Below are 21295 nucleotides of genomic sequence, written 5' to 3' on the forward strand. Positions count from 1 at the left end.
TCTTTCCCCTCTTTTCCTTATTTTTATATAACTACATGCTTATCTCACAAAATATAATTCTAGTTTCTTAGGTTTTGCTTCTTTATCCGCTTTAACAATACCAATTTCCTTTATTATATTTTTTTGTATAGATTTATATCTTACATGTGCCTTAAATTCTGATTCAAAGGGAAACGGTGTAATTCGTATCTTTTCTTTATCTATCCATTCAGCTGTTAACGGTTTATTTGTAATAGTGTTAAAAATTTCAGTTCCTTCAAATCCTTCTTTAAATAAATCAATTTCTTCTTTTTTCGTTACACCAGGTTCATTCATACAAGCATATAAAGATAACTCATCACAAAACTTCAAAAGTTTATAATGCTTATCAAACATAGCATGTTGTTTTTTTGTTAGCGTTTTCAAAAATTTCTTTTGACGATCCAATTCCTGTTTATAAAACTCTATCATTTCCTGATCGTCTTGGTTAAGAGGGAATGATATAAAATGCTTACTACATAGTATAGCACCGTACGGATTTGTATTTTCAATCTCATTTAGCCCTAATGTATAAAAAACAAACCTTAGCGAACTCGGACAATCCATAAACGTATAAGGTGTATTTTTAGCATCATTCCAAAATGGTGTTTTATCTAAGCCGATCCACCCTCTATCATGTTCATAAATCGCATTAATACACTCTTTTAAATATGTCTTATCTTCAAATGCATCTTTTCTAAAATTTCTTGCAAATTCTCCCGCCAAAAATCCATGTTCATGCTGCCGAATTAATATGATTTCGTCTAACTTTGTACGAATAATCATAATTGAATTCCCCCTCTCTTCTATTTTATATATCTGATTTATTATAATCTATATGAATTCGCCTATTTTAAGGAACAATTAATATAAATTCACTCATATCTTGCAGGGATTCTGCCTCTTTCACCGAAATTAAGATAACAGTGTAATCCAAGCAACTTTTACTTTTCACAAATCTTTCTACATTCTTTTACTCATCATCGAAATAGACCTAGACAAAAAATAATATGGGGTGAAAAAATGAACAAAACTGAATTAATTAAAAATGTAGCTCAAACTGCCGATATTTCACAAAAGGAAGCTTCAGTAGCTGTTCAATCTGTATTTGATACAATTACGAATGCTTTACAAACTGGTGACAAAGTACAACTTATTGGTTTTGGAACATTTGAGGTACGCGAGAGAGCTGCACGTACAGGTCGCAATCCTCAAACGGGTGAAGAAATCCAAATCGCAGCTGGAAAAGTACCGGCATTTAAAGCAGGGAAAGAATTAAAGGAAGCTGTAAAATGAAACAATAATAGACCAGTCCTTTAATAGGCTGGTCTATTATTATCTTTTAATCGGTAAATTTCTCCTCAAAAAACCTAAACACTAAACATCCCTAATTTGAAATGAATCTTTTATACTCTATTTTTATTTCTAGTCTATAAAGATTCCTCCATACTTGTACGTACGAAATAACACCGATAAATCGTCCTGATTTTTATAAATCAATCAATGCATCGACTGCTTTTGTTAATGACTCTTCATCTAGTGAGCCAGACCCTTCATCGATGAACATTGTTTCAATAGAAATGCCACCTTCATAAGATTGGATGACATCTGCCATACCAAATGCTAGACAAAGTGATGCGTTAAACCAGACAATATTTTTACGTCACGTGTTTGGCCAGTGTATGCATCGTATACGGAAACCGCTATACAAAAGGCTTTGAATACGATGCGTCTTTATTTAATCGTAATCATAATGAGTTTGTTTTTGAATGTGCGGGCTCAGGGAGACCTTCGATAAAAGACTTTCTTTGGAGGGCAGATAATGGAGAAGGTACGGGAGGCAATACAGTTGATGATGCAGCTTCTAGTTTAACTAGAGCACAAAAGAAAAATCTAAAAACTTTGGATAATATTGTTAATGACCATTTAACTGAAATGGATTTTAGTGGCACTTTGAGAGATTTACAAGGAAATCCTGTTCCTAAAGCAAGTGGTGGCTATTGGAATCATCTTCAAGAGATAACTGATTCATATAAGACTGAAAAAGATTCAAAGAGCTCTTGAAAATTCATTAAAAAATCCTAGCTTATCACCTGATACAAGGGAGAGATTAAAGCAAGGATTGAAGAAAGCAAACAAAAATAAAATTGAAGAATTATTCAAATCATATGGAGGTATCGAATAGTGGATGTTAAAAAGTCATTGTTAAAAGAAATATATAATATAGAAGCTTCTTTTGAAATCAATTCAAAATTTGATAACTGGTATAAAAAGCTTTTAAATAAAACGATTCAAGAATTATCATTAGATGATGTTTACACAATGTTAAGACAAAATATTTTATTAAAATTAGCTATAGAACAAGCTTGTATTTTTATAAGAGAGGACCCATCAGCTGGAGTTATGTATGATGGTCAGTTACTAGAAATATTATCAGAGTTAGCGCCAGAAGCAATTAATGATAAAAGAAATTGTTTAGAATCACTTTTACCGTATACCCAATTAGAAATTAGTAAACATACATGGGATGATGAGTTTGAAAAAGAAGAATATCAAAATATTATAGAAAAGTTTAATAAGAGTTTAACAGAGTTAGGATAAAAAACTCACCGTAATTTCGTCGAATATGAAAAAGAAAAAGCCGGTGATAAATACACCGACTTAGACTTAGTACTTACTTCCAAATATGAGAAACCGTTAGATTCTCGTAGCATACGGAGATTGTTCTACAATGTAACTGAAAAACTTGGGCTACCTAGAATACGATTTCATGATTTACGACATACTCACGCTACGTTGTTGATACAACAAAACGTTAATGTAAAATTAATTTCAGAACGACTAGGTCACGCTGATATAGGTACGACATTAAATACGTACAGTCACGTACTTCCTGATATGCAACGTTCTGTAGCTGAAAAGCTCGACGAAGTATTCGAAAAGTGTGACCGCTAGTGTGACTTGGGACTAAAATAACGTTCAAAATGCTGGGTAAATTAGAAGGGTTCAAGGTATTACTTCACCACAAACCTAGTCTGACTACAACCATCCTTCTGTTTTGTTACTTCAAGTACTGCCGGCATTGCATTCTTCAACTCTTGTACGTGCGAAATAACACCGATAAATCGTCCTGATTTTTGTAAATCAATCAATGCATCGACTGCTTTTGTTAATGACTCTTCATCTAGTGAGCCAAACCCTTCATCGATGAACATTGTTTCAATAGAAATGCCGCCTTCATAAGATTGAATGACATCTGCCATACCAAGTGCTAGACAAAGTGATGCGTTAAATTTCTCTCCACCAGACAATGTTTTTACGTCACGTGTTTGGCCAGTGTATGCATCGTATACATCTAATCCTAGTCCACTTTGACGATTTCTTTTTTCAACTCGTTCACTCCGTTTTAAATAGAATTGTCCATTTGATAGTTTACGAAGTCTTTCGTTAGCAATTTGAACAATTTGTTCTAGATACTCAATTAAAATGTAACGTTCAAAAGAAATACGGCTTTCATTATCCCCTTTCATAACCTCATATAAATCAACAAGCTCTTGAAAAGCTTTTTCCTCTTCATGAATTTGTTCGTCGATTCGTTTAATGTTTTCATATAGATCAGAAATATATGCAACTGCACTTTGAGTACGTTGGCGTTTTTCTTTTGTAATATCGAGCTGAATTTCTAGTTCCTTCATTTGTTCTTCTAGAACTGTAATATCCACCCATTCTTTTCCCTCTAATTCATTTGCTAATTCTTCAATTTGTTTCGCTAATACTTCAAGTGATGAATAGTATTTTTGAATTCGATCTTGCAGATGTTTCATTTCTACATCTGTTAATTTCGCTGCTTTATAACCTTGTTGATCGATAAATTCACCTTTTTCAAGCTCTTTCGTAAATCGTACAAAAGTCTCTTCTCTCTTCTCTTTTGCACTGTTCACTTGTTTTACAACCCCATCATGCTCAGCTTGCACACGTATATTTTCATTTTGCCAATGTTGATACGCTTCTTGAACTTTTTTCCATTCCTCTTCCATAAAACGGAGTGTGCTTGCAGCTTGATCAAATTGCTGCTTCCACGCTTCTAATGTTTGTAAGTCCTCAGGAATTTTCTGCTGATCATGTTCATAGAAAGTACGAAGTTGCATACACTCCATCTCAGTACCGTGCTGCATCACTTCAACTTCACGCTTTTGTTTCTGTAATTCTTCTAATTTTTCTTCAAACTTTTTCAGACTTTGTGCTAGTTGTTTGCGCTTTTCTTCACTTTCTTTTAATGAGTTTACATCAGCTGCTAGTTGTTTTCCTTGTTGCACCAATGCACGATAGGTTTCAACTAATTCTTCTGAGCGATATCCACGCTTCGCGACTTCTTCTATCACTTGTTCATATTGTAGGCGATAGAAATTCCATTTTTCTTCTAATTGAATGTGCAATTTTTCGGCAGCATTCCTATTTTCTCGCAGCTCATTTAACTGTTTTTCATCAATGGAATCTCCTTGCTCTGTAGCTTTCTTTGGGTGAGCCGTGCTACCACATACTGGGCAAGATTCTCCTTCATAAAGATGAAGTGCTAATACCCCAGCTTGTTCGTTTAACCAGCGACTTTCCATATCTTCATAGGCTTTAACTGCTAATTCCAGCCTTTGATAGGCAGTATCTTTTTCTTGTTCATATTTTTGTTTTTCTTGCCAAACGTCATATGCTTGCTTTAAGACTTTTGCATCTTCTCGCATATTTGTTAGTTCTTCCACTTTTTCTACATACTGCTCAAGTGCTACTTCTAACTGTTGCAGTTCTCCAGCTATTTGCTGTTTTTGAGAATTTTGCTCTTCTAGTTGCTTCTCAAACTTATAAAGACCAGCTTTCAATTTCTCACTCTGAAGTTCTGCCTTTTGTAATTTTGATTTTTTCTCTGCTAATGAAGCAATGATTGGCTGTAATTCTTCCAATCTTTGTACGTTCTTCTTACCTTCTTCACGTGCAGATTCCTTCCCTTTTAACTCTTCATATTTTGCATGAGCCAGTTCAAACGCCTTAACTGTTTGTTCTTTCTTTACAGATATTTGTTTCAGCAATCGTTCCGTATTTTGTTCGGTTTGCATCGCTTCTTCATACCATTGTTCAAATGGTAATAATCGTTTTGCTTGTTCTGCACGTTTAAATCGTTGCTCCTCTATTTCTATTTGCGCACGATTTTCTTGTAAGTTTGTTTGTTGTTCTTGTTTCATCTGTAAATCTTTTAATTTTTCGTTAACAGATTTCGCTGCATGAAAACGATCTTCTACAACTTTTAATTGTTGCGTTTGTGCTACTTGTTGCATTTGTAATTGTTCAACTTCCGCTTCATAACAACTTGTTTCTTGTTCAAGCGCTTCAACTACTTGGTGCGTATTGACATGTTCTTGCTGCACTAGTGTCTCTAATACCGAACCGTCTCGAACTGGTAACTTAAAAACATTTCGGAAGTATAGTTCTCTTTCTTTTTGTTTTTCTTGCAAAATGTCCTTCCACTGTTTCCGCTTTTGATCTAATAGTTCACGCATTAATTTATAACGATCTGTTTTAAAAATACGGCGTAATATCTCTTCTTTATTTTCCGTTTCAGATGTTAATAGTTTTCGGAACTCCCCTTGCGGAAGCATGACAATTTGACTAAATTGATGTTTGCTTAGTCCGATTAGCTCCTCGACCTTTTTGTTCACGTCTGTTACATGAAAACGGTCTACACATGGAGCCTTCTCATCATCTATTACTTCAAATAATTCAACAGCATGCCCAGTAATTGTTTTATTCCCTTGTTTTTTATGACCAAGCTGCCTTTTAATTTCATATTGTTTACCTTTCAATTGAAAGGTTAATTCTACACTCGTATATACATTGTCATCAGCAAATTGGCTGCGAAGCATACTTGTATCACTGCGTTCTTCTCCGCTCGCTTCTCCATATAACACATAACAAATCGCATCAAATATCGTCGTTTTTCCCGCACCCGTATTTCCTGAAATGGCAAAAATACGATGATCACCAAGATCACTAAAATCGATAACTTCTCGCTGTTTATATGGACCAAACGCTGTCATAATAAGCTGAAGTGGTCTCATCCTCGTTCACCTTCCCGTTCCTGCACTGTTTGTAATACTTCTAAGAAAAGACGCTCTTTCTCTTCTGATAAATTTGAGCCCTTCATTTCTTTATAAAAGGCTTTTAAAAGAGATAAATCATCTGTTTTATGTCTAGATACGGTCATTTCATTTGATTCTGTAAGTTCCCGCCTTTGTATAGAACGTTCAACATGCATTGCATTTGGATATACAGAACGAATTTTCTCCATCGGTTGCAATACAGGATTTTCATCTAATAGTTTAACGAAAACATAATCTTCGCTGGTCGGATGTTTTAATAAATCATCTATTTTCGCTTCTACTGTTCGCATTTGGCGACGAGGGGTAAATAAGCGTTTCTCTATTGTTGTTTGTCCTGTTTCATCTAATTCAACAATGTAATATCCTTTCTTATGACGCTCTTCAGAAATGGAATATGCAAGGGGTGAACCTGAATAGCGAATTGTTTCATTACGGACAAAATGCGCTTGATGTAAATGACCAAGCGCCGTGTAATGAAACTTGTCAAAATAGTGGCTATTTACGTATTCAGCACCACCAATAGAAAGCGGCCGCTCTGCATCACTCGTGTTGTCTTCTGCTTCACCTGAAGAAGTAACAAATGCATGTCCTACAAATACGTGTCTTGCTTCTTGATCCATTGTTTCCGAAAGTTCATTCATAAAAATACGCATCGCATCATCATGTGAACGAATATCTTCATTTTTCATAACGTGTCTTACAATACTTGGATCAGCATACGGAACTAAATGAAAATGTACCTCTCCATACGCATCCTTTAAAACAACTGGTTCATAAGGGAATCGGAATTGTCCCACAATATGCAATCCTTGTTTCTTCATTAAACTACTGCCAAAATGGATACGATCTGGACTATCATGATTCCCTGCTACTGCAATTACTGGCGTTTGTAAATCAATCACTATTTTTTGTAATACATCATTTAATAAGTCTACTGCTTCTGTCGGAGGAATTGCTCGGTCGTATAAATCACCTGCAATAATTACGGCATCTGGTTTTTCTTCTTCCACAGCTTGAACGAACTGCTCTAAAACAATTTGTTGATCTTCGGTCATATATACACCGTGAACAAGTTTTCCTAAATGCCAATCCGCTGTATGAAATAACTTCATCTTTCCCTTCCTTTCTCTCTTTTAATTTACTGATTGTAATGAAACAAGTTGATAGTTCAGTGTTGTCTTTTCATTTTCCCACTCTATCTTTTGAACAATTGCACTACCGATTTTTTCTTGATCAGATTTATATAAAGGTAACATTTCATCCAAAGCAAATAAATGATAACCATCTAAAGTTAATTGAAATATATTTTCTTCTATATGTAATCTCATTTCTTTTTCATTTGAAATAACCTTTGTATGCATCTCAAATTTCATATAAGTACAGCCCCTTTTCTTGTTCTCTATACTTTAATAGTATAGCGGCTATTCACGATTGACAAGTGAATACATGATGTAGAATTTATTTTGCTTTTTTAATGTTTTATGTATTTCTCACTATAATACAGTATGTGAAATTATTTTTTTACAAAAATAAAAATGCCCTTTCAGGCATTCTTATTTTTGTAAATAATCTTTCATTATATAGTACAATATAGTGATTAATATAATCGCTATAAAAAATGAAAATAAGGCCACGATATACCCATCTCTATTTAACACAAAACAGAGTGAAATAGAGATTATAAAAACGGGAAATACGAGACGTACTTTATCTTTAATTTCTTCTGTCGTATCTGTGCGATGAAAATACTGTGTAATTCCTAACATGAGAGAAGACAAAATAATAACCGATACTAGTAAAGGCCCTGGCATTCCGATCTCCCCTTTCCCTACTCCCTATTATATACAAACTCCCTCTTTCTTAAAAGTAAGACCATTCGCTGAATACAACAAAAGGAAGTTGCTATCCCTAATTACTTATGTTCATTTAAATTAAACATGGTAAATATAATATTCCCTTCATTATCAAGTTGCAAACAATATCATTTACATTGGAAACAACTGATGTTGTACTATTCATTTTCGTATGTTGAAATCCTGCAAATATAACTCGTCAAAATATGCACCATTCTAAAAGTATCTAGTTCACTGTCTTAATGCCCATTTGTTTAGACAGTTAGACACTTTATCGCTACTACTTCTTCTTAATTAAAGATACCAAAATTGGCACACTACTTGCATTTTAGATAAATTATAAAGGACATTTTAGCTTGTATCGAGAAATAAGAATGAGAAGATATATAAGAGGAGGATTCGAAATGACCGAAAATGTTTTATTTTCTATTAGTGAAAACGGTGTTGCAACGATTACTTTAAACCGTCCAAAAGCACTTAACTCTATATCTTATGACATGTTAAAACCAATTGGACAAAAGCTCAAAGAATGGGAGAAAGATGACCACATTGCCATTATCGTCTTAAAAGGGGCTGGTACAAAAGGATTTTGTGCTGGCGGCGATATTAAAACATTATATGAAGCACGTTCAAATGAAGTTGCATTACAACATGCCGAACAGTTCTTTGAAGAAGAATATGAAATAGATACTTATATATATCATTACCCAAAACCAATTGTCGCTTGTTTAGATGGAATTGTAATGGGCGGTGGTGTCGGCCTTACGAATGGTGCTACACATAGAATTGTGACAGAACGTACAAAATGGGCAATGCCTGAGATGAATATTGGTTTCTTCCCAGATGTTGGAGCTGCTTACTTCTTAAATAAAGCACCTGGACAAACTGGTCGTTATGTCGCGTTAACAGCATCTGTTTTAAAAGCTGCTGATGTATTATATATAAATGCTGCTGATTATTATATGACATCTGATTCATTACCTGCTCTCCTTACAGAACTTGAAAATGTTAACTGGAACCAGCAAGATGTACATACTACTTTAAAAGAAATCATTCATAAATTTGCAACCACCCCTAATATAGAAAGTGAACTGGCTTCTTTATTAGAAGGAATTAATACACATTTTTCATTCCAAACAATTGAAGAAATCGTCCATTCATTAGAAAATGCTAGCAATACCTTTACTTTAAAAACGAAAGAAACATTACTATCAAAATCTCCATTTTCATTAAAAGTAACATTAAAACAACTTATTGATGGCAAGGGAAAATCGGTAGAAGAATGCTTTGCGACAGACCTCGTGCTCGCTAAAAATTTCATGAGACACGAAGATTTCTTTGAAGGAGTACGCTCCGTCGTAGTAGACAAAGATCAAAACCCACAATATAAATATAAACAATTAAGTGATGTCTCAGATGAAGATGTAAATCGATTCTTTAATCTTCTCAATGCATAAGTAAAAGGCTAGGTGAAAACAGCTCATTTGCTGTTCCATCTAGCCTTTTCCGATATTTATATTTCCCACATTTTACACCTCTTTGAATAAATTTATTAAATACGCTTTAACATAATTAATTTTTATTTAACATACAACTTTAATTGTGTTACACTTATTTTGATTGAATTTTCAAAACATACAAACAGAAAGGTGGAGTGATGGTGGCGAACTATCTTCTTTTTATTATTATGTCAATTTGTCTTATTATTTTACCGGGGCCTGACACCGCAATGGCTACGAAAAACACCCTTACTTCAGGAAAAATGGGAGGAGTAAAAACAGTTTTCGGTACATGTATCGCTCTTTTAATTCATACGTTAGCTGCTGTAATTGGACTTTCCGCTATTATTGTTAAATCGGCTTTCTTATTTTCTATTTTTAAATATGTCGGTGCTATTTATCTCGTCTATTTAGGTATTAAAGCACTGTTATCTTTAAAAGACAAAAACAGCATAGCTACGAATGAACTACCTATGAAACATGCCGATGAAAACAGTTCCTGTTTTCGCCAAGGGTTTCTAACCAATCTTTTAAATCCAAAAATCGCTGTATTCTTTTTAACTTTTTTACCGCAATTTTTAAGTCCTGACTATAATACACTCGTTCAATTTCTAATCATGGGTCTTACCTATCTTGTTTTAACCGTAATATGGTTTGCCTTTTATATCTTCTTAATTGATAAAATTAGTGTTTTTATGAAAAAAACAGCTACCCAAAGATATATCCAAGGAATTACTGGCATTGTCTTAATTGGATTTGGTATCAAGTTAGCTTTCGAAAAGAATAGTTAACAATTAAAAATACACCACTTTCTAACGAGTGGTGTATTTTTTGTACAAGTAACAATGTACATGTGTATTTTATTCAACTATTAAAACCAGCGTTCTGTCACAACTTTTTTACGTGTATAAAATTGTACACCATCTGTTCCATTTGTTCCAAGATCACCATAGAAGGACGCTTTATTTCCCGCAAATGCGAAGAATGCCATCGGAGCTGGAACATTAACATTTACGCCAATCATTCCTGCATCGATATTATCACGGAATGTTTGTGCATGTTTGCCACTTGATGTATAAATAACCGCACCATTTGCAAATTTTGATTGGTTTGTCAGTTTAATTCCTTCTTCCAAATCTTTTACTCTCACAATACTTAATACTGGAGCAAAGATTTCATCTTGCCAAATTTTCATATCTTGATTTACGCCATCAAAGATTGTCGCTCCAACAAAATATCCTTCGCCGGCTTCTTCATTAATTTTACGACCATCTACTAGTAAAGTAGCTCCATCTGCTACACCGCTATTAATATAGCCTAGTACACGCTCTTTATGAGATTCGCGAATTAATGGCCCTACATAATTCTCTTCGTGGAAACCATCACCAACTTTTAGTTTACGTGTTTCTGACACAAGAACATCAATGAATTCATCAGCAATTTCATCCACAACTGCTACAACCGAGCATGCCATGCAGCGTTCTCCACTGCTCGCGAACGCTGAACCAATCACACCTTGTACCGTTTTTTCAAGGTTGCAATCTGGCATAACAATCGCATGATTTTTCGCTCCTGCAAGTGCTTGTACTCGTTTTCCATATTTTGTTCCTGTTTCGTATACATAACGTGCAACTGGCTCTGATCCAACAAATGAAACAGCTTGAATATCTTTATTCTCTAAAATGCTATTTACAACATCTTTCCCACCCTGTACTAAGTTTAAAACCCCTTTTGGAAAGCCTGCTTCGTAGAATAATTCTACAAGTCTCTCAGCTAAAAGTGGCGTTCTTTCCGATGTTTTTAATACAAATGTATTACCACAAGCAATTGCTAATGGGAACATCCATAATGGAATCATCATCGGGAAGTTAAACGGTGTAATACCTGCAACAACTCCAATTGGATAGCGCCAAATTGAACCATCAATTCCCCCTGCAATATTCGGAAGTGCTTGACCCATCATTAAATTTGGTGTTGATGTTGCAAGTTCTACAGCTTCAATACCACGCTGCACCTCACCAGTTGCATCTTTTAATGTTTTACCATTTTCTAATGTAATAATTTTTGCAAGCTCTTCTTTGTTTTCTTGTAAAAGCTGTAAATATTTATATAGCTGTCTTGAACGATTTGGAACCGGCACTTTTGACCATGTTTCGTAAGCAACTTTTGCAGCTTCAACAGCTCGATCTACATCTTCTTTTGGTGAAAGCGGAACATACGCAATTATTTTTCCAGTTGCAGGATTCGGAACAGCTTCAACCTCTGTACCAGTAGATTCTACCCATTCACCATTAATATGATTTTTCACTCGTTTAATTTCTGTTGTAATCATTGTATTCGCTCCTTTTTATTTTTTATATTTTCTAGGATCCATTACTATTTATCACTAGAGATTAATTGCTCACTTACCTTCTGATATAAAGCAGCCATGTCTTTTTCACCATATCCCGCTTTATCAGCTTCATCATACAAATTCAGAAGCATTTCGCTTACAGGTAAGTGAAGTTCACTTTCTTTCGCTAAATCAACCGCAAATCCTAAATCTTTCTTTAGTAAATTCACAGTGAATCCTGGCTCATAGTTCTCTGGTGCAATAAAGCTTTTATAATTACGTTCATAAATTCTACTTTGTCCATAGCTAACATTTAAGATATCAAACATTTTATCTAAATCCATATTATTTTTCTTCGCTAATGTCAAAGCTTCACTAACGCCCGCTGTGTAAAAACCGATTAGTAAGTTATTAATCAATTTTACAGTTGTGCCACTGTCAATTTGTTCACTCACATGAAAAATATTTGCTCCTAATACTTCCATCACCGATAACCCTTTTTCATATACTTCTTTTGATCCACCGACCATAAAAGTTAATGTGCGATTTTCCGCTCCAATCACTCCACCACTAACCGGCGCTGCTAAGAAATCTACTTTTTTATCATTCGCAGCATCTGCCAATCTTTTATTTAGTTGCGGTGCTACTGTACTTGTATCAACTAGCACAATATTCGAATGACTATTTTCGATTAATCCTTCTTCGCCGAAATAAACAGCTTCAACAGCTCGCGGTGATGGTAAACTTGTAAAAATCAAATCACATGTTTCTGCCAATTTTGCAATTGATAAGCCAATGATTCCTCCTTCTTTCTCAAAAAAAGCTTCAGCATCTTTATTTAAATCAACGCCATATACCGTATAATTTGATTTAACTAAATTTTTAGACATCGGAAGGCCCATATTACCTAAACCAATAAAACCAATCTTTTTCATACTACTCTCCTCCTATTTAAACAATATATTTCCCACGATTTATAATCGCTTTTGCGATTTCTCTCTTTTTCGTAAATACGTTCGTATATAGAGGCACTGACAGTTGACCAATTTCATCTAGAATAGCGTTTCTATTCTGCTCTTCTTGCACTGCTGCAGAAAGAAGAACTATTGCTGCTGATTCTACTTTGCGATACCCTTCTTCACAAAGAACATCTGTTACAAGCTGTTTTGTACGTTCTTTTTCTTCACCATTTTTACTTACCGCTTTCTTCGTACGTAAAAATGCTGACTCCATTACATATACATCTTTCAACATGTCTGCTAATACGCGTGAATATTCTTGCTCTTGTTCAATTTTTATTTCAGGAGTTTTAGATAGCGTTTTCAAAGATTGTTTCAATAATTGTTTTGATAATAAAATATAACGATGATTTCGTTCTACATTCTCAAACGTACCTTCATCTACTTGATCTCCTAGTTGCTTTGTTTGTTTCATTAGCATTTTTGCAACTGTTAAACGATTAATTTCATTCGTTCCTTCAAATATACGGCTAATTCTAGCATCACGATATAATCGTTCTACTTCATATTCTTGCATATAACCGTAACCACCGTGAATTTGTACTGCTTCATCCACAATATTCCCAAGCGTTTCTGAAGCATTTACTTTGTTGATTGCGCATTCCATTGCAAATTGAGACATTTTCTGCATAATGCTTTCATCATTCTCATGAATCGCTTCATCAATTACACCTGCTGTTCGGTAAGCCGCGCTCTCTGCACCGTATGTAGCAATAATCATATTCGCAATTTTCTCTTGGATCATCGTAAAATCAACTAACTCTGTCTGAAACTGTTTTCTTTCTTTTCCGTATTGAACAGATAGGCCAATTGCTTGCTTCGCTGTTCCAATATTTCCGAAAGCAAGTTTCAATCTAGCGAAATTGAGAATATTAAGAGCTACGTGGTGTCCCTTTCCAACTTCTCCTAATACATTTTCTACTGGAATTACAACATCCTCTAAAATGAGTGTCGCAGTTGAAGATCCTTTAATCCCCATCTTCTTTTCTTCTAGGCCAATCGAAACACCTTCACATGTTCTTTCGACAATAAATGCTGTCATTCCTTTATTTGTCTTCGCAAAAACAACATATACATCAGCCATATGAGCATTAGTAATCCACTGCTTTTCACCGTTTAATTTCCATGCCGTTCCCTCTTCATTTAAGACAGCACTTGTTTTTGCACTTAACGCATCAGATCCAGCGTTTGGCTCTGTTAGCGCATACGCACCAACCCATTCTCCCGATGCGATTTTTGGTAAGTATTTTTCCTTTTGCTCTTTTGTTCCATAGTATATATATGGCAACGTTCCTACTCCAGCATGAATATTAAAGGAAACGCTAAAAGCCCCTGCATATCCCATCTTCTCTGCTACCAGCCCAGAAACTGCCTTTCCTAATTCGAATCCTCCATATTCTTCTGGAACTTCTATACTTAACAATCCAAGTTCGCCAGCCTTTTCAAACAATCTGCGAGAAACTTGATAATTGTGTTGCTCGATATTTTCAATTTCAGGAACAATTTCCTGTTTAACAAATTGTTCTGTTGTTTTTGCAATCAAATCTTCATCACCTGAAAAATCCTCAGGTGTAAAAAAGGAAGTATTAAGCTCCTTATTCAGCGAAAAAAATTCGTCCCATTGCAACTTTGTTTTCTCCATCTGTATCCCCCTATCATTTCGGTCTTCATTTTATTTATATGCAAAATCTATGCCAAACTAAAAACTTGATAGAACATGGGCAAAATGAAAAGAAAACGTAAAACTGTCTAGACAGTTTTACATCATTTATAACAAGTTGTTTAGATTTTGAATCGTGACAATTTGTTATATAAGGTCGCCCTAGAAATTCCTAATAATGCTGCTGCTTTTGACTTATTTCCTTTTGCTTCTTTTAAAACGCGTTCAATTAGCCCTCGTTCTTCCTCTTCACGTACCACTTTCATCGCTTCTTGTTTTGCTGGTAAAGACTGAATCATAGGTACTAATTTTTTCTGCTCCATATCCCGATAATAGAATTCTTCTGGCAAATCTTTAGCTCGTATATGCGTATCATCCGATAGTGCAAATAATCTTTCTAACACATTGATCAGTTCCCTAACATTACCTGGCCAATTGTAATGGAACATTAGGCGCAATACTTCTTTATCAATTGTTTTTTCTTCAGTTCCATACATGTGACATAATTTTTGTAAATGTTCTTCAACAATAAGCGGGATATCTTGTTTTCGAAAGCGGAGCGGCGGAATATGGATCGGAATAACATGAAGACGATGGTATAAGTCCTCTCTAAATGTACCCTCTCTCACCATTTGTTTTAAATCTTTATTTGTCGCTGCAATTAGCCTAAAATCAACAGGAATTGGATGTGTGCCACCTATTTTTTCTATTTCTCTTTCCTGTAAAACACGTAATATTTTTACCTGCGTTAATAAAGACATGTCACCAATCTCATCTAAAAATAACGTTCCATGATTCGCAAGTTCAAACTTCCCTGCCTTTCCATTCTTTTTCGCACCTGTAAATGCACCTTCCGCATAGCCAAACAATTCAGACTCTAGTAAATTATCAGGAATAGCAGCACAGTTTACACTGATAAATGGACCGTTTTGGGTTATACCTGCATCATGTATAGCACGCGCAAATTGCTCTTTACCAACACCACTTTCACCAGTAATTAATACGGAGGCCTTAGACTGCGCTGCTTTTCGAGCCATTTTTTTCGTTTCAGAAATCGTCTGACTTTCTCCAAGAATATCTTCGAATCGAATTTGCTTCTTCTTCGGTTTAGAAAATGACGGTTTGACAGCACGATCTTTTTGATCAAATCTCTCTAGTATTTTATAAATATCTGAAATTCCTTCATGAATAAGCATGCCTACAGCACCGATTACTCGTCCGTTCTTCCAAATTGGCATCCGGTGTACAACTAGGTTTTGCCCTTGCAAACGATGTACTTGATTTCTTTCTGGTACTCCTGTTTTTAATACAACTGGAAGGCGTGTATTCTCAATAATATTTTCAGCACACTGTCCAATTGCTTCGTCTTTCGTTACGCCAACGAACCGGCTATACGTATCATTAAACATTTGAATAACGCCGTTTTCATCTACAATCGCTATACCTTCATATGCCGTATCAAATGAGAGCCGTAACCATTCAATTACACGCTCTGCATCTTCTAATTTCTCTTTTATAAATTTCTGAAAAGCAAAAATCTCTCTTTGATCTATAACCCCTTCTAACATTCCATTTTTTTCATTTATCACATAAAATGGCAGGTGCTGAACCCCTTCCATTTGTTTTTTTCTCGTTCCCTTATGGAAGGAATCATCTATAATCATATGAACTGAAGTACTCACATCATTTTCTTCCTTCATCCACTGAACACAGTCTACTAATTTCGCTATACCAACCATTCTTTTCCCCTCTAGTACAGGCAGTTCATCAGTTTTTGATGCGACAAGTAGATCGATTGCCTCTGCAATCGTATTACTCATTTTCACAAATTGACAATCTTTATTGAGCCATCTTCCTACAGAGTAATCTTCTATAAAGTTCATATGTTTCCACCTCTTTTGCAAGCAATTAGGAAATAGGAAAAGGCGATGAGTCTCCACATCAAGCAGTTGTTTTTGCCAAAGATGTAATCATCATCGCCTTTTTTGTTTTATTGATCCTCAGATAAAACTGTTTTAGCAATACCGTTATCTAATTCCTCAAAATCATGATACGAAATTGTCTCATACAATTCACTTCTCGTTTGCATGTTAGATAGTCCTTCTTTTTGTGAGCCTGTTTCTTTAATAAGCGTAAATACACGCTCATATGCTTTTGCAGCAACACGAAGTGATGTAACTGGATAAATGACCATTTGGAAGCCCATATTTGCAAATTCTTCTGCACTATAATATGGCGTTTTTCCAAATTCAGTCATGTTTGCAAGTAAAGGAACATTTACTTTGCTGTTAAATAAGCGGAATTCCTCTTCAGATTGAAGCGCTTCTGGGAAAATAGCATCTGCGCCTGCTTCTACATAAGCAATCGCTCTTTCGATTGCTGCATCCAATCCTTCTACGCCGCGAGCATCTGTACGTGCCACAATAACAAGTGTTGGCGCTACTTCTTTAATCGCTTTAATCTTTTGCACCAATTCTTCAGTGGAAACAAGTTTTTTCCCGTTTAAATGTCCACATTTCTTTGGTAATTGTTGATCTTCAATTTGAACAGCAGCTACATTTGCTTCTACCATTTCTACAGCAGTTCGCGCTACATTTAACACGCCACCAAATCCTGTATCAATATCAACAAGAAGCGGCAAATCAGTTGCTCTAACAAGATCTCTTGCTCTTTCAGCTACTTCAGTAGACGTTACAATACCTAAATCCGGTAAACCCTTGCTTGCTGTATAAGCAGCTCCTGATAAATAAAGAGCTGAAAATCCAGTATTTTTCGCAACAAGAGCGGCCATCGCATCATGCGCACCAGGGATTTGTAAAATTTCAGGTGCTTCTACTAAAGCTCGGAATCGATTAGCAAGCTCTTCTTGTGTCGACTGTTTATTTACAACCCAAGCCATTCATATTCCCCCTATTTTATATTAAGAAAAGATCTACGAATTCATTTACATTCATATTTTCTAATTTTTCTTCATTCAGACACGCTTCATGAATTTTTTCTTGTTGTTTACTTGAATAATGTACAGCCATATTTGCAGAGAACTTTTGAACAACTTTTGGAATTGCTTCATCTCTACGGAAACGATGACCTAATGGATATTCACACTCTACGTTTTCTGTTACTGTGCCATCTTTAAAATGAACTTGAACAGCGTTGGCGATTGAGCGCTTGTTCGGATCAAGGTAATCTAAACTGTATTGTTTATTTTCAACAACAACCATCTTATTTCTTAATTCATCTACACGAGAATCAAAAGCTGCTTCATCTTCATAGTCATCCGCAACGATATCACCTTTTAATAAACCAATTGCAGTAATGTATTGTAAGCAATGATCGCGGTCAGCTGGATTATTTAACGGACCTTCTTTATCGATAATACGAACTGCTGATTCATGTGTCGTAATTGTAATACGATCAATTTCTTCTAATCGTTCTTTCACTTCTGGATGTAATTTTACTGCGCACTCTGCAGCCGTTTGAGCATGGAATTCTGCTGGGTATGATACTTTAAACAATACATTTTCCATTACATAAGAATCTAAAGGTCTTGCTAATTTTAGTTCTTGTTTATTAAATAATACATCTTGGAATCCCCATCCTGGCGCAGATAATGCTGTTGGGTAACCCATCTCACCTTTTAATGCAGTAAGTGCAAGATGAACACCACGGCTTGTTGCATCTCCAGCTGCCCAAGATTTACGAGAACCTGTATTTGGAGCATGACGGTATGTACGAAGACTAGAATTATCAATCCAAGCATGAGACAATGCGTTGAAGATTTCTTCACGTGTACCACCAAGCATTTTTGTAACAACTGCTGTTGTTGCTACTTTTACGTACAGTACATGGTCAAGACCAACGCGGTTTAAACTATTCTCTAGCGCGAGTACACCTTGAATTTCATGTGCTTTAATCATCATTTCAAGTACATCTCTTACTTTTAATGGTTCTTTTCCTTCAGAAATACGTACACGGCTTATATAATCTGCAACAGCTAAAATGCCACCTAGGTTATCTGATGGATGTCCCCATTCTGCTGCAAGCCATGTATCGTTGTAGTCTAGCCAACGAATCATACATCCAATATTAAAAGCGCCTTTTACTGGATCGAGTACAAATGAAGTTCCTGGTACACGTGTACCATTTGGCACAACTGTTCCTGGTACGACTGGCCCTAGTAATTTCGTACACTCTGGATATTGTAATGCTAAAATTCCACACCCAAGCGTATCAAGTAACACATAGCGTGCAGTACTGAATGCTTCTGAACTCGTCACCTCTTTGTTTAATACATAATCCGTAATCTCTTCTAAAATTGCATCTTTTTGTTTAATTTCATTTGTTTTAATCACGCTATTCTTTCCTTTCTGTCGAAAATTCGTTATTATTAAGAATGGGTGTCGGTCAAACACCCACCTGGCGGGCGGCCTTAACAACTCCCCAGTTGTTTTTATTTGCTAAGCACATGTCGCTCGCCGATATAATTTACACGTGGGCGGAACAAGCGATTATTTGTATGCTGCTCAATCACATGCGCACATAGGCCAACTGTTCTAGAACTGAAAAAGATTGGTGTATATAGTTGAATTGGAATACCTAACATCCAATAAACTGGAGCTGCATAATAATCTAGATTCGGATAAATCCCTTTTTCTTTCTCCATAATCTTTTCTCCAGCTTCACACATTTCATATAATGTATAATCGCCTTTTACATCACATAACTGTTTTAAAGCTTCTTTCATCATTAAAGCTCTTGGATCTATCTTCTTCATGTAAACGCGATGTCCAAATCCCATGATTTTTTCTTTGTTATGCAGCTTTTTTTGCAGTAACTCTTCAAATTTCTCAACATTTCCTGCTTCTAACAGCATATACATAACAGCTTCATTCGCTCCGCCATGTAGGCTTCCTTTTAAAGAGGCAACTGCACCTGTTAAAGCACCGTATAGATCCGATTGTGTAGATGCGATAACGCGTGCTGTAAATGTAGAGTTCGGCATTTCATGTTCACTATATAAAACAAGGGAGCGGTCGAAGATTTTCTCTTCAAGCTCAGTTGGTTTTTTACCAGTTAACATGTAGAAGAAATTCGCACTATAGGATAACTCCTGAAGTGGCTCAATTGGCTCTTCATTATTTAAAATATGATAACTGTTCGCAACAATATTTGGCACTTTGCTCAGCAGTTTATAACCACGGGCTTTGTTTACTTCTAGCGAACGATTTTCAATATCATTATCGTAACCAGCAAGTGCAGATACGCCTGTACGTAACCCATCCATCGGATGCGTTTCTTTTGGCAATGCTTGTAAAACATTAAATACACCTTCTGGCACTTCATATTCTTCCTTCAATTTCTTTTCAATCGTCTTCTTTTCATCCTCATTTGGTAGATGTTCTTCTAGTAGAAGGTGCACAATGTCTAAATACCCTTTTGTCTTTGATAATTCAATTAAGTCATATCCTTGAATAACAATTTCACCTTTGACTGTGTCAAGAAACGAAATTTTCGTCTCCGCTGCGACTATACCATCTAATCCCGGGGAAAATTTTTCTTCAGCTTTCATTATCATTTCCTCCAATCCTAATAGATCTTCGTGCACATAACTGTAAGCCTTTACAATATCGTGAAACTACATTTCTATTTCAATGTATCAGAGTTTTTAGAACATTTCAATTTATTTTATAATGATAAGTTTCCTATACTTTTCCTACTGTAACAAAACTGTTTTTTAAGAATAACGTTGAGGTTTTTCACTAAAAGATTTCATAAATTTCTTTTTTCTTTTGAACCGAAATATATTAATTTTAAATAAACCCTTATATAAATCTAGTAAAATAAACCATTTATTTTCATATGTCTATTATCTTTTTTAAACACAGAAAAAAGCGAGTTGTATCAATCACCAACTCGCCTACACATATTTTATATACTGATATTAATACAATATAATTTTGATATAAAAATTTTTTATTTTTAATAAAGTTATTATTTTACATCATTAAATTCAATTTCATCCATTTCCAAATGATATACAACTAAATCGAAATCTTGAAAATACCAAATAGCATTCCTATCGATGAAAAATTCACTACCTGTGATAGATTAATTTAGTCTTACGACTTTGTGCCTAATTCTAAAACATAGGCCTTACTTATTACACTTAATCGTTCCTAAATACGCACCTTTACAACAACTAAAAGAATATACTGTGGTATCACGCACTTTAGGGGTGATTCTTTTATGTATCTATTTCCTTCAAGAATTACTGTTGCAGCTCCTGTGTCTCCTTCTGTTCATCTAGCTCCCGTTCATGCAGCAGCTTCTGATATCGGAATTGAACTTCCTGCAGTTTGGCAGCAATATCCACCTGCTGAAACACCTTCTTTTTGGTATCATGGAGCTCCTCCTAGTAGCCTTGGTCATACTTATCCAGTCACTTCTTCATATGCTGGACCGCAAATTTTTTATCATTTTCCATCTATTTATTTCCAAAACTTTCACAGCACTTTTAATATTTAAAAAGCATGTAAAAACCCCTAAGTTACCAATTAATACGGTATCTTAGGGGTTTTTATTACACTTTTATTCAAAATGAATTTTAACGAGCATTCGATTTATTGACCATCATTTTGATTTGCACTTGTCTCGCCTTGACTATTTCCAGTGCTCGGTGGATTTGTACTCACTTGTCCGTCACCATTTCCGCCACTCGGTGGTGTCGTTCCACCTTGGTTATTTCCGTTTCCATTACTTGGTGGTGTC

General features: G+C 35.3%; 18 protein-coding genes and 2 pseudogenes. 7 read left to right on the forward strand and 13 right to left on the reverse strand.

The features are described from left to right. Positions 1-39 precede the first annotated feature (39 nt). The gene (locus CN288_RS17865; RefSeq protein ID WP_098302745.1) at positions 40-804 is read right to left on the reverse strand and encodes a DUF3891 family protein; all 765 of its coding nucleotides are present in this window, start codon (positions 802-804) and stop codon (positions 40-42) included. Positions 805-1041: 237 nt separating this feature from the next. Between CN288_RS17865 and CN288_RS17870 the strand changes: the two genes are divergently transcribed. Next, positions 1042-1314 carry an HU family DNA-binding protein gene (locus CN288_RS17870; RefSeq protein WP_026590786.1) on the forward strand — a complete coding sequence of 91 codons (273 nt, stop codon included), beginning with the start codon at positions 1042-1044 and terminating at the stop codon, positions 1312-1314. A gap of 196 nt (positions 1315-1510) precedes the next feature. On the opposite strand, the pseudogene CN288_RS28370 reads toward CN288_RS17870, so the two are convergent. Continuing rightward, positions 1511-1725: pseudogene (locus CN288_RS28370) on the reverse strand (hypothetical protein); the annotation flags it as partial. Here CN288_RS28370 and CN288_RS30240 point away from each other — a divergent pair. From CN288_RS30240 to CN288_RS17890, 3 genes and pseudogenes are all read left to right on the forward strand, one after another. Further along, the gene (locus tag CN288_RS30240; RefSeq protein ID WP_217994259.1) at positions 1690-2082 is read left to right on the forward strand and encodes a polymorphic toxin type 28 domain-containing protein; all 393 of its coding nucleotides are present in this window, start codon (positions 1690-1692) and stop codon (positions 2080-2082) included. The pseudogene CN288_RS28370 and the gene CN288_RS30240 sit on opposite strands and share 36 nt — an antisense overlap. Positions 2083-2202: 120 nt before the next feature. Then, positions 2203-2619: a contact-dependent growth inhibition system immunity protein gene (locus CN288_RS17885; RefSeq protein ID WP_098302747.1), complete on the forward strand. Its 417-nt coding sequence runs from the start codon at positions 2203-2205 to the stop codon at positions 2617-2619. Then, positions 2620-2973 (forward strand): annotated as a pseudogene (locus CN288_RS17890) (tyrosine-type recombinase/integrase); the annotation flags it as partial. Positions 2974-3032: 59 nt separating this feature from the next. Here CN288_RS17890 and CN288_RS17895 read toward each other — a convergent pair. From CN288_RS17895 to CN288_RS17910, 4 genes are all read right to left on the reverse strand, one after another. Further along, complete coding sequence (locus CN288_RS17895) at positions 3033-6122, reverse strand: AAA family ATPase (RefSeq protein WP_098302748.1); 3090 nt, start codon at positions 6120-6122, stop codon at positions 3033-3035. Continuing rightward, positions 6119-7276, reverse strand: coding sequence for an exonuclease SbcCD subunit D (locus CN288_RS17900; protein ID WP_026590784.1), 1158 nt, complete (start codon positions 7274-7276; stop codon positions 6119-6121). Before CN288_RS17900 ends, CN288_RS17895 begins: the two co-directional genes overlap by 4 nt. Before the next feature lie 21 nt (positions 7277-7297). After that, positions 7298-7537 carry a DUF2584 family protein gene (locus CN288_RS17905; RefSeq protein WP_098302749.1) on the reverse strand — a complete coding sequence of 80 codons (240 nt, stop codon included), beginning with the start codon at positions 7535-7537 and terminating at the stop codon, positions 7298-7300. A 180-nt stretch (positions 7538-7717) separates the two neighbouring features. Beyond that, a complete protein-coding gene (locus CN288_RS17910) occupies positions 7718-7975 on the reverse strand; it encodes a hypothetical protein (RefSeq protein WP_026590782.1) in 258 nt (85 codons plus the stop codon). A 446-nt stretch (positions 7976-8421) separates the two neighbouring features. Between CN288_RS17910 and CN288_RS17915 the strand changes: the two genes are divergently transcribed. Beyond that, entirely contained in the window at positions 8422-9474 is a 1053-nt protein-coding gene (locus CN288_RS17915) for an enoyl-CoA hydratase/isomerase family protein (protein ID WP_026590781.1), read from the forward strand. Between the two features lie 200 nt (positions 9475-9674). Continuing rightward, complete coding sequence (locus CN288_RS17920; protein ID WP_098302750.1) at positions 9675-10307, forward strand: LysE family translocator; 633 nt, start codon at positions 9675-9677, stop codon at positions 10305-10307. Between the two features lie 80 nt (positions 10308-10387). On the opposite strand, the gene CN288_RS17925 is transcribed toward CN288_RS17920, so the two are convergent. The 7 genes from CN288_RS17925 to mmgD all read right to left on the reverse strand — a co-directional run bounded on the left by CN288_RS17925 (position 10388) and on the right by mmgD (position 20096). Beyond that, positions 10388-11848, reverse strand: coding sequence for a CoA-acylating methylmalonate-semialdehyde dehydrogenase (locus tag CN288_RS17925; protein WP_026590779.1), 1461 nt, complete (start codon positions 11846-11848; stop codon positions 10388-10390). Between the two features lie 44 nt (positions 11849-11892). Continuing rightward, complete coding sequence (locus tag CN288_RS17930; RefSeq protein ID WP_098302751.1) at positions 11893-12783, reverse strand: NAD(P)-dependent oxidoreductase; 891 nt, start codon at positions 12781-12783, stop codon at positions 11893-11895. Positions 12784-12799: 16 nt separating this feature from the next. Continuing rightward, positions 12800-14509 carry an acyl-CoA dehydrogenase family protein gene (locus tag CN288_RS17935; protein ID WP_090689223.1) on the reverse strand — a complete coding sequence of 570 codons (1710 nt, stop codon included), beginning with the start codon at positions 14507-14509 and terminating at the stop codon, positions 12800-12802. A gap of 140 nt (positions 14510-14649) precedes the next feature. Further along, positions 14650-16410, reverse strand: a complete 1761-nt coding sequence (locus CN288_RS17940) for a sigma-54-dependent Fis family transcriptional regulator (protein ID WP_026590776.1) — start codon at positions 16408-16410, stop codon at positions 14650-14652. Between the two features lie 107 nt (positions 16411-16517). Then, positions 16518-17426, reverse strand: a complete 909-nt coding sequence (gene prpB, locus CN288_RS17945; RefSeq protein ID WP_026590775.1) for a methylisocitrate lyase — start codon at positions 17424-17426, stop codon at positions 16518-16520. A gap of 16 nt (positions 17427-17442) precedes the next feature. Further along, positions 17443-18879, reverse strand: a complete 1437-nt coding sequence (gene prpD / locus CN288_RS17950) for a 2-methylcitrate dehydratase (protein ID WP_098302752.1) — start codon at positions 18877-18879, stop codon at positions 17443-17445. Positions 18880-18977: 98 nt separating this feature from the next. Further along, entirely contained in the window at positions 18978-20096 is a 1119-nt protein-coding gene (gene mmgD, locus CN288_RS17955; protein WP_098302753.1) for a citrate synthase, read from the reverse strand. 677 nt (positions 20097-20773) lie between these two features. Between mmgD and CN288_RS17960 the strand changes: the two genes are divergently transcribed. Next, positions 20774-21052, forward strand: a complete 279-nt coding sequence (locus CN288_RS17960; protein WP_098302754.1) for a hypothetical protein — start codon at positions 20774-20776, stop codon at positions 21050-21052. Positions 21053-21295 lie beyond the last annotated feature (243 nt).

The organism is Bacillus sp. AFS023182, assembly GCF_002560575.1.
In the GTDB taxonomy this organism is placed as follows: domain Bacteria; phylum Bacillota; class Bacilli; order Bacillales; family Bacillaceae_G; genus Bacillus_A; species Bacillus_A arachidis.

Excerpts from the sequence above, each read along its gene's own strand:
- CN288_RS17865 (WP_098302745.1), bottom strand. The coding sequence starts at position 804 with ATGATTATTCGTACAAAGTTAGACGAAATCATATTAATTCGGCAGCAT.
- CN288_RS17870 (WP_026590786.1), top strand. The coding sequence starts at position 1,042 with ATGAACAAAACTGAATTAATTAAAAATGTAGCTCAAACTGCCGATATT.
- CN288_RS17895 (WP_098302748.1), bottom strand. The coding sequence starts at position 6,122 with ATGAGACCACTTCAGCTTATTATGACAGCGTTTGGTCCATATAAACAG.
- CN288_RS17900 (WP_026590784.1), bottom strand. The coding sequence starts at position 7,276 with ATGAAGTTATTTCATACAGCGGATTGGCATTTAGGAAAACTTGTTCAC.
- CN288_RS17905 (WP_098302749.1), bottom strand. The coding sequence starts at position 7,537 with ATGAAATTTGAGATGCATACAAAGGTTATTTCAAATGAAAAAGAAATG.
- CN288_RS17910 (WP_026590782.1), bottom strand. The coding sequence starts at position 7,975 with ATGCCAGGGCCTTTACTAGTATCGGTTATTATTTTGTCTTCTCTCATG.
- CN288_RS17915 (WP_026590781.1), top strand. The coding sequence starts at position 8,422 with ATGACCGAAAATGTTTTATTTTCTATTAGTGAAAACGGTGTTGCAACG.
- CN288_RS17920 (WP_098302750.1), top strand. The coding sequence starts at position 9,675 with ATGGTGGCGAACTATCTTCTTTTTATTATTATGTCAATTTGTCTTATT.
- CN288_RS17925 (WP_026590779.1), bottom strand. The coding sequence starts at position 11,848 with ATGATTACAACAGAAATTAAACGAGTGAAAAATCATATTAATGGTGAA.
- CN288_RS17930 (WP_098302751.1), bottom strand. The coding sequence starts at position 12,783 with ATGAAAAAGATTGGTTTTATTGGTTTAGGTAATATGGGCCTTCCGATG.
- CN288_RS17935 (WP_090689223.1), bottom strand. The coding sequence starts at position 14,509 with ATGGAGAAAACAAAGTTGCAATGGGACGAATTTTTTTCGCTGAATAAG.
- CN288_RS17940 (WP_026590776.1), bottom strand. The coding sequence starts at position 16,410 with ATGAACTTTATAGAAGATTACTCTGTAGGAAGATGGCTCAATAAAGAT.
- prpB (WP_026590775.1), bottom strand. The coding sequence starts at position 17,426 with ATGGCTTGGGTTGTAAATAAACAGTCGACACAAGAAGAGCTTGCTAAT.
- mmgD (WP_098302753.1), bottom strand. The coding sequence starts at position 20,096 with ATGAAAGCTGAAGAAAAATTTTCCCCGGGATTAGATGGTATAGTCGCA.
- CN288_RS17960 (WP_098302754.1), top strand. The coding sequence starts at position 20,774 with ATGTATCTATTTCCTTCAAGAATTACTGTTGCAGCTCCTGTGTCTCCT.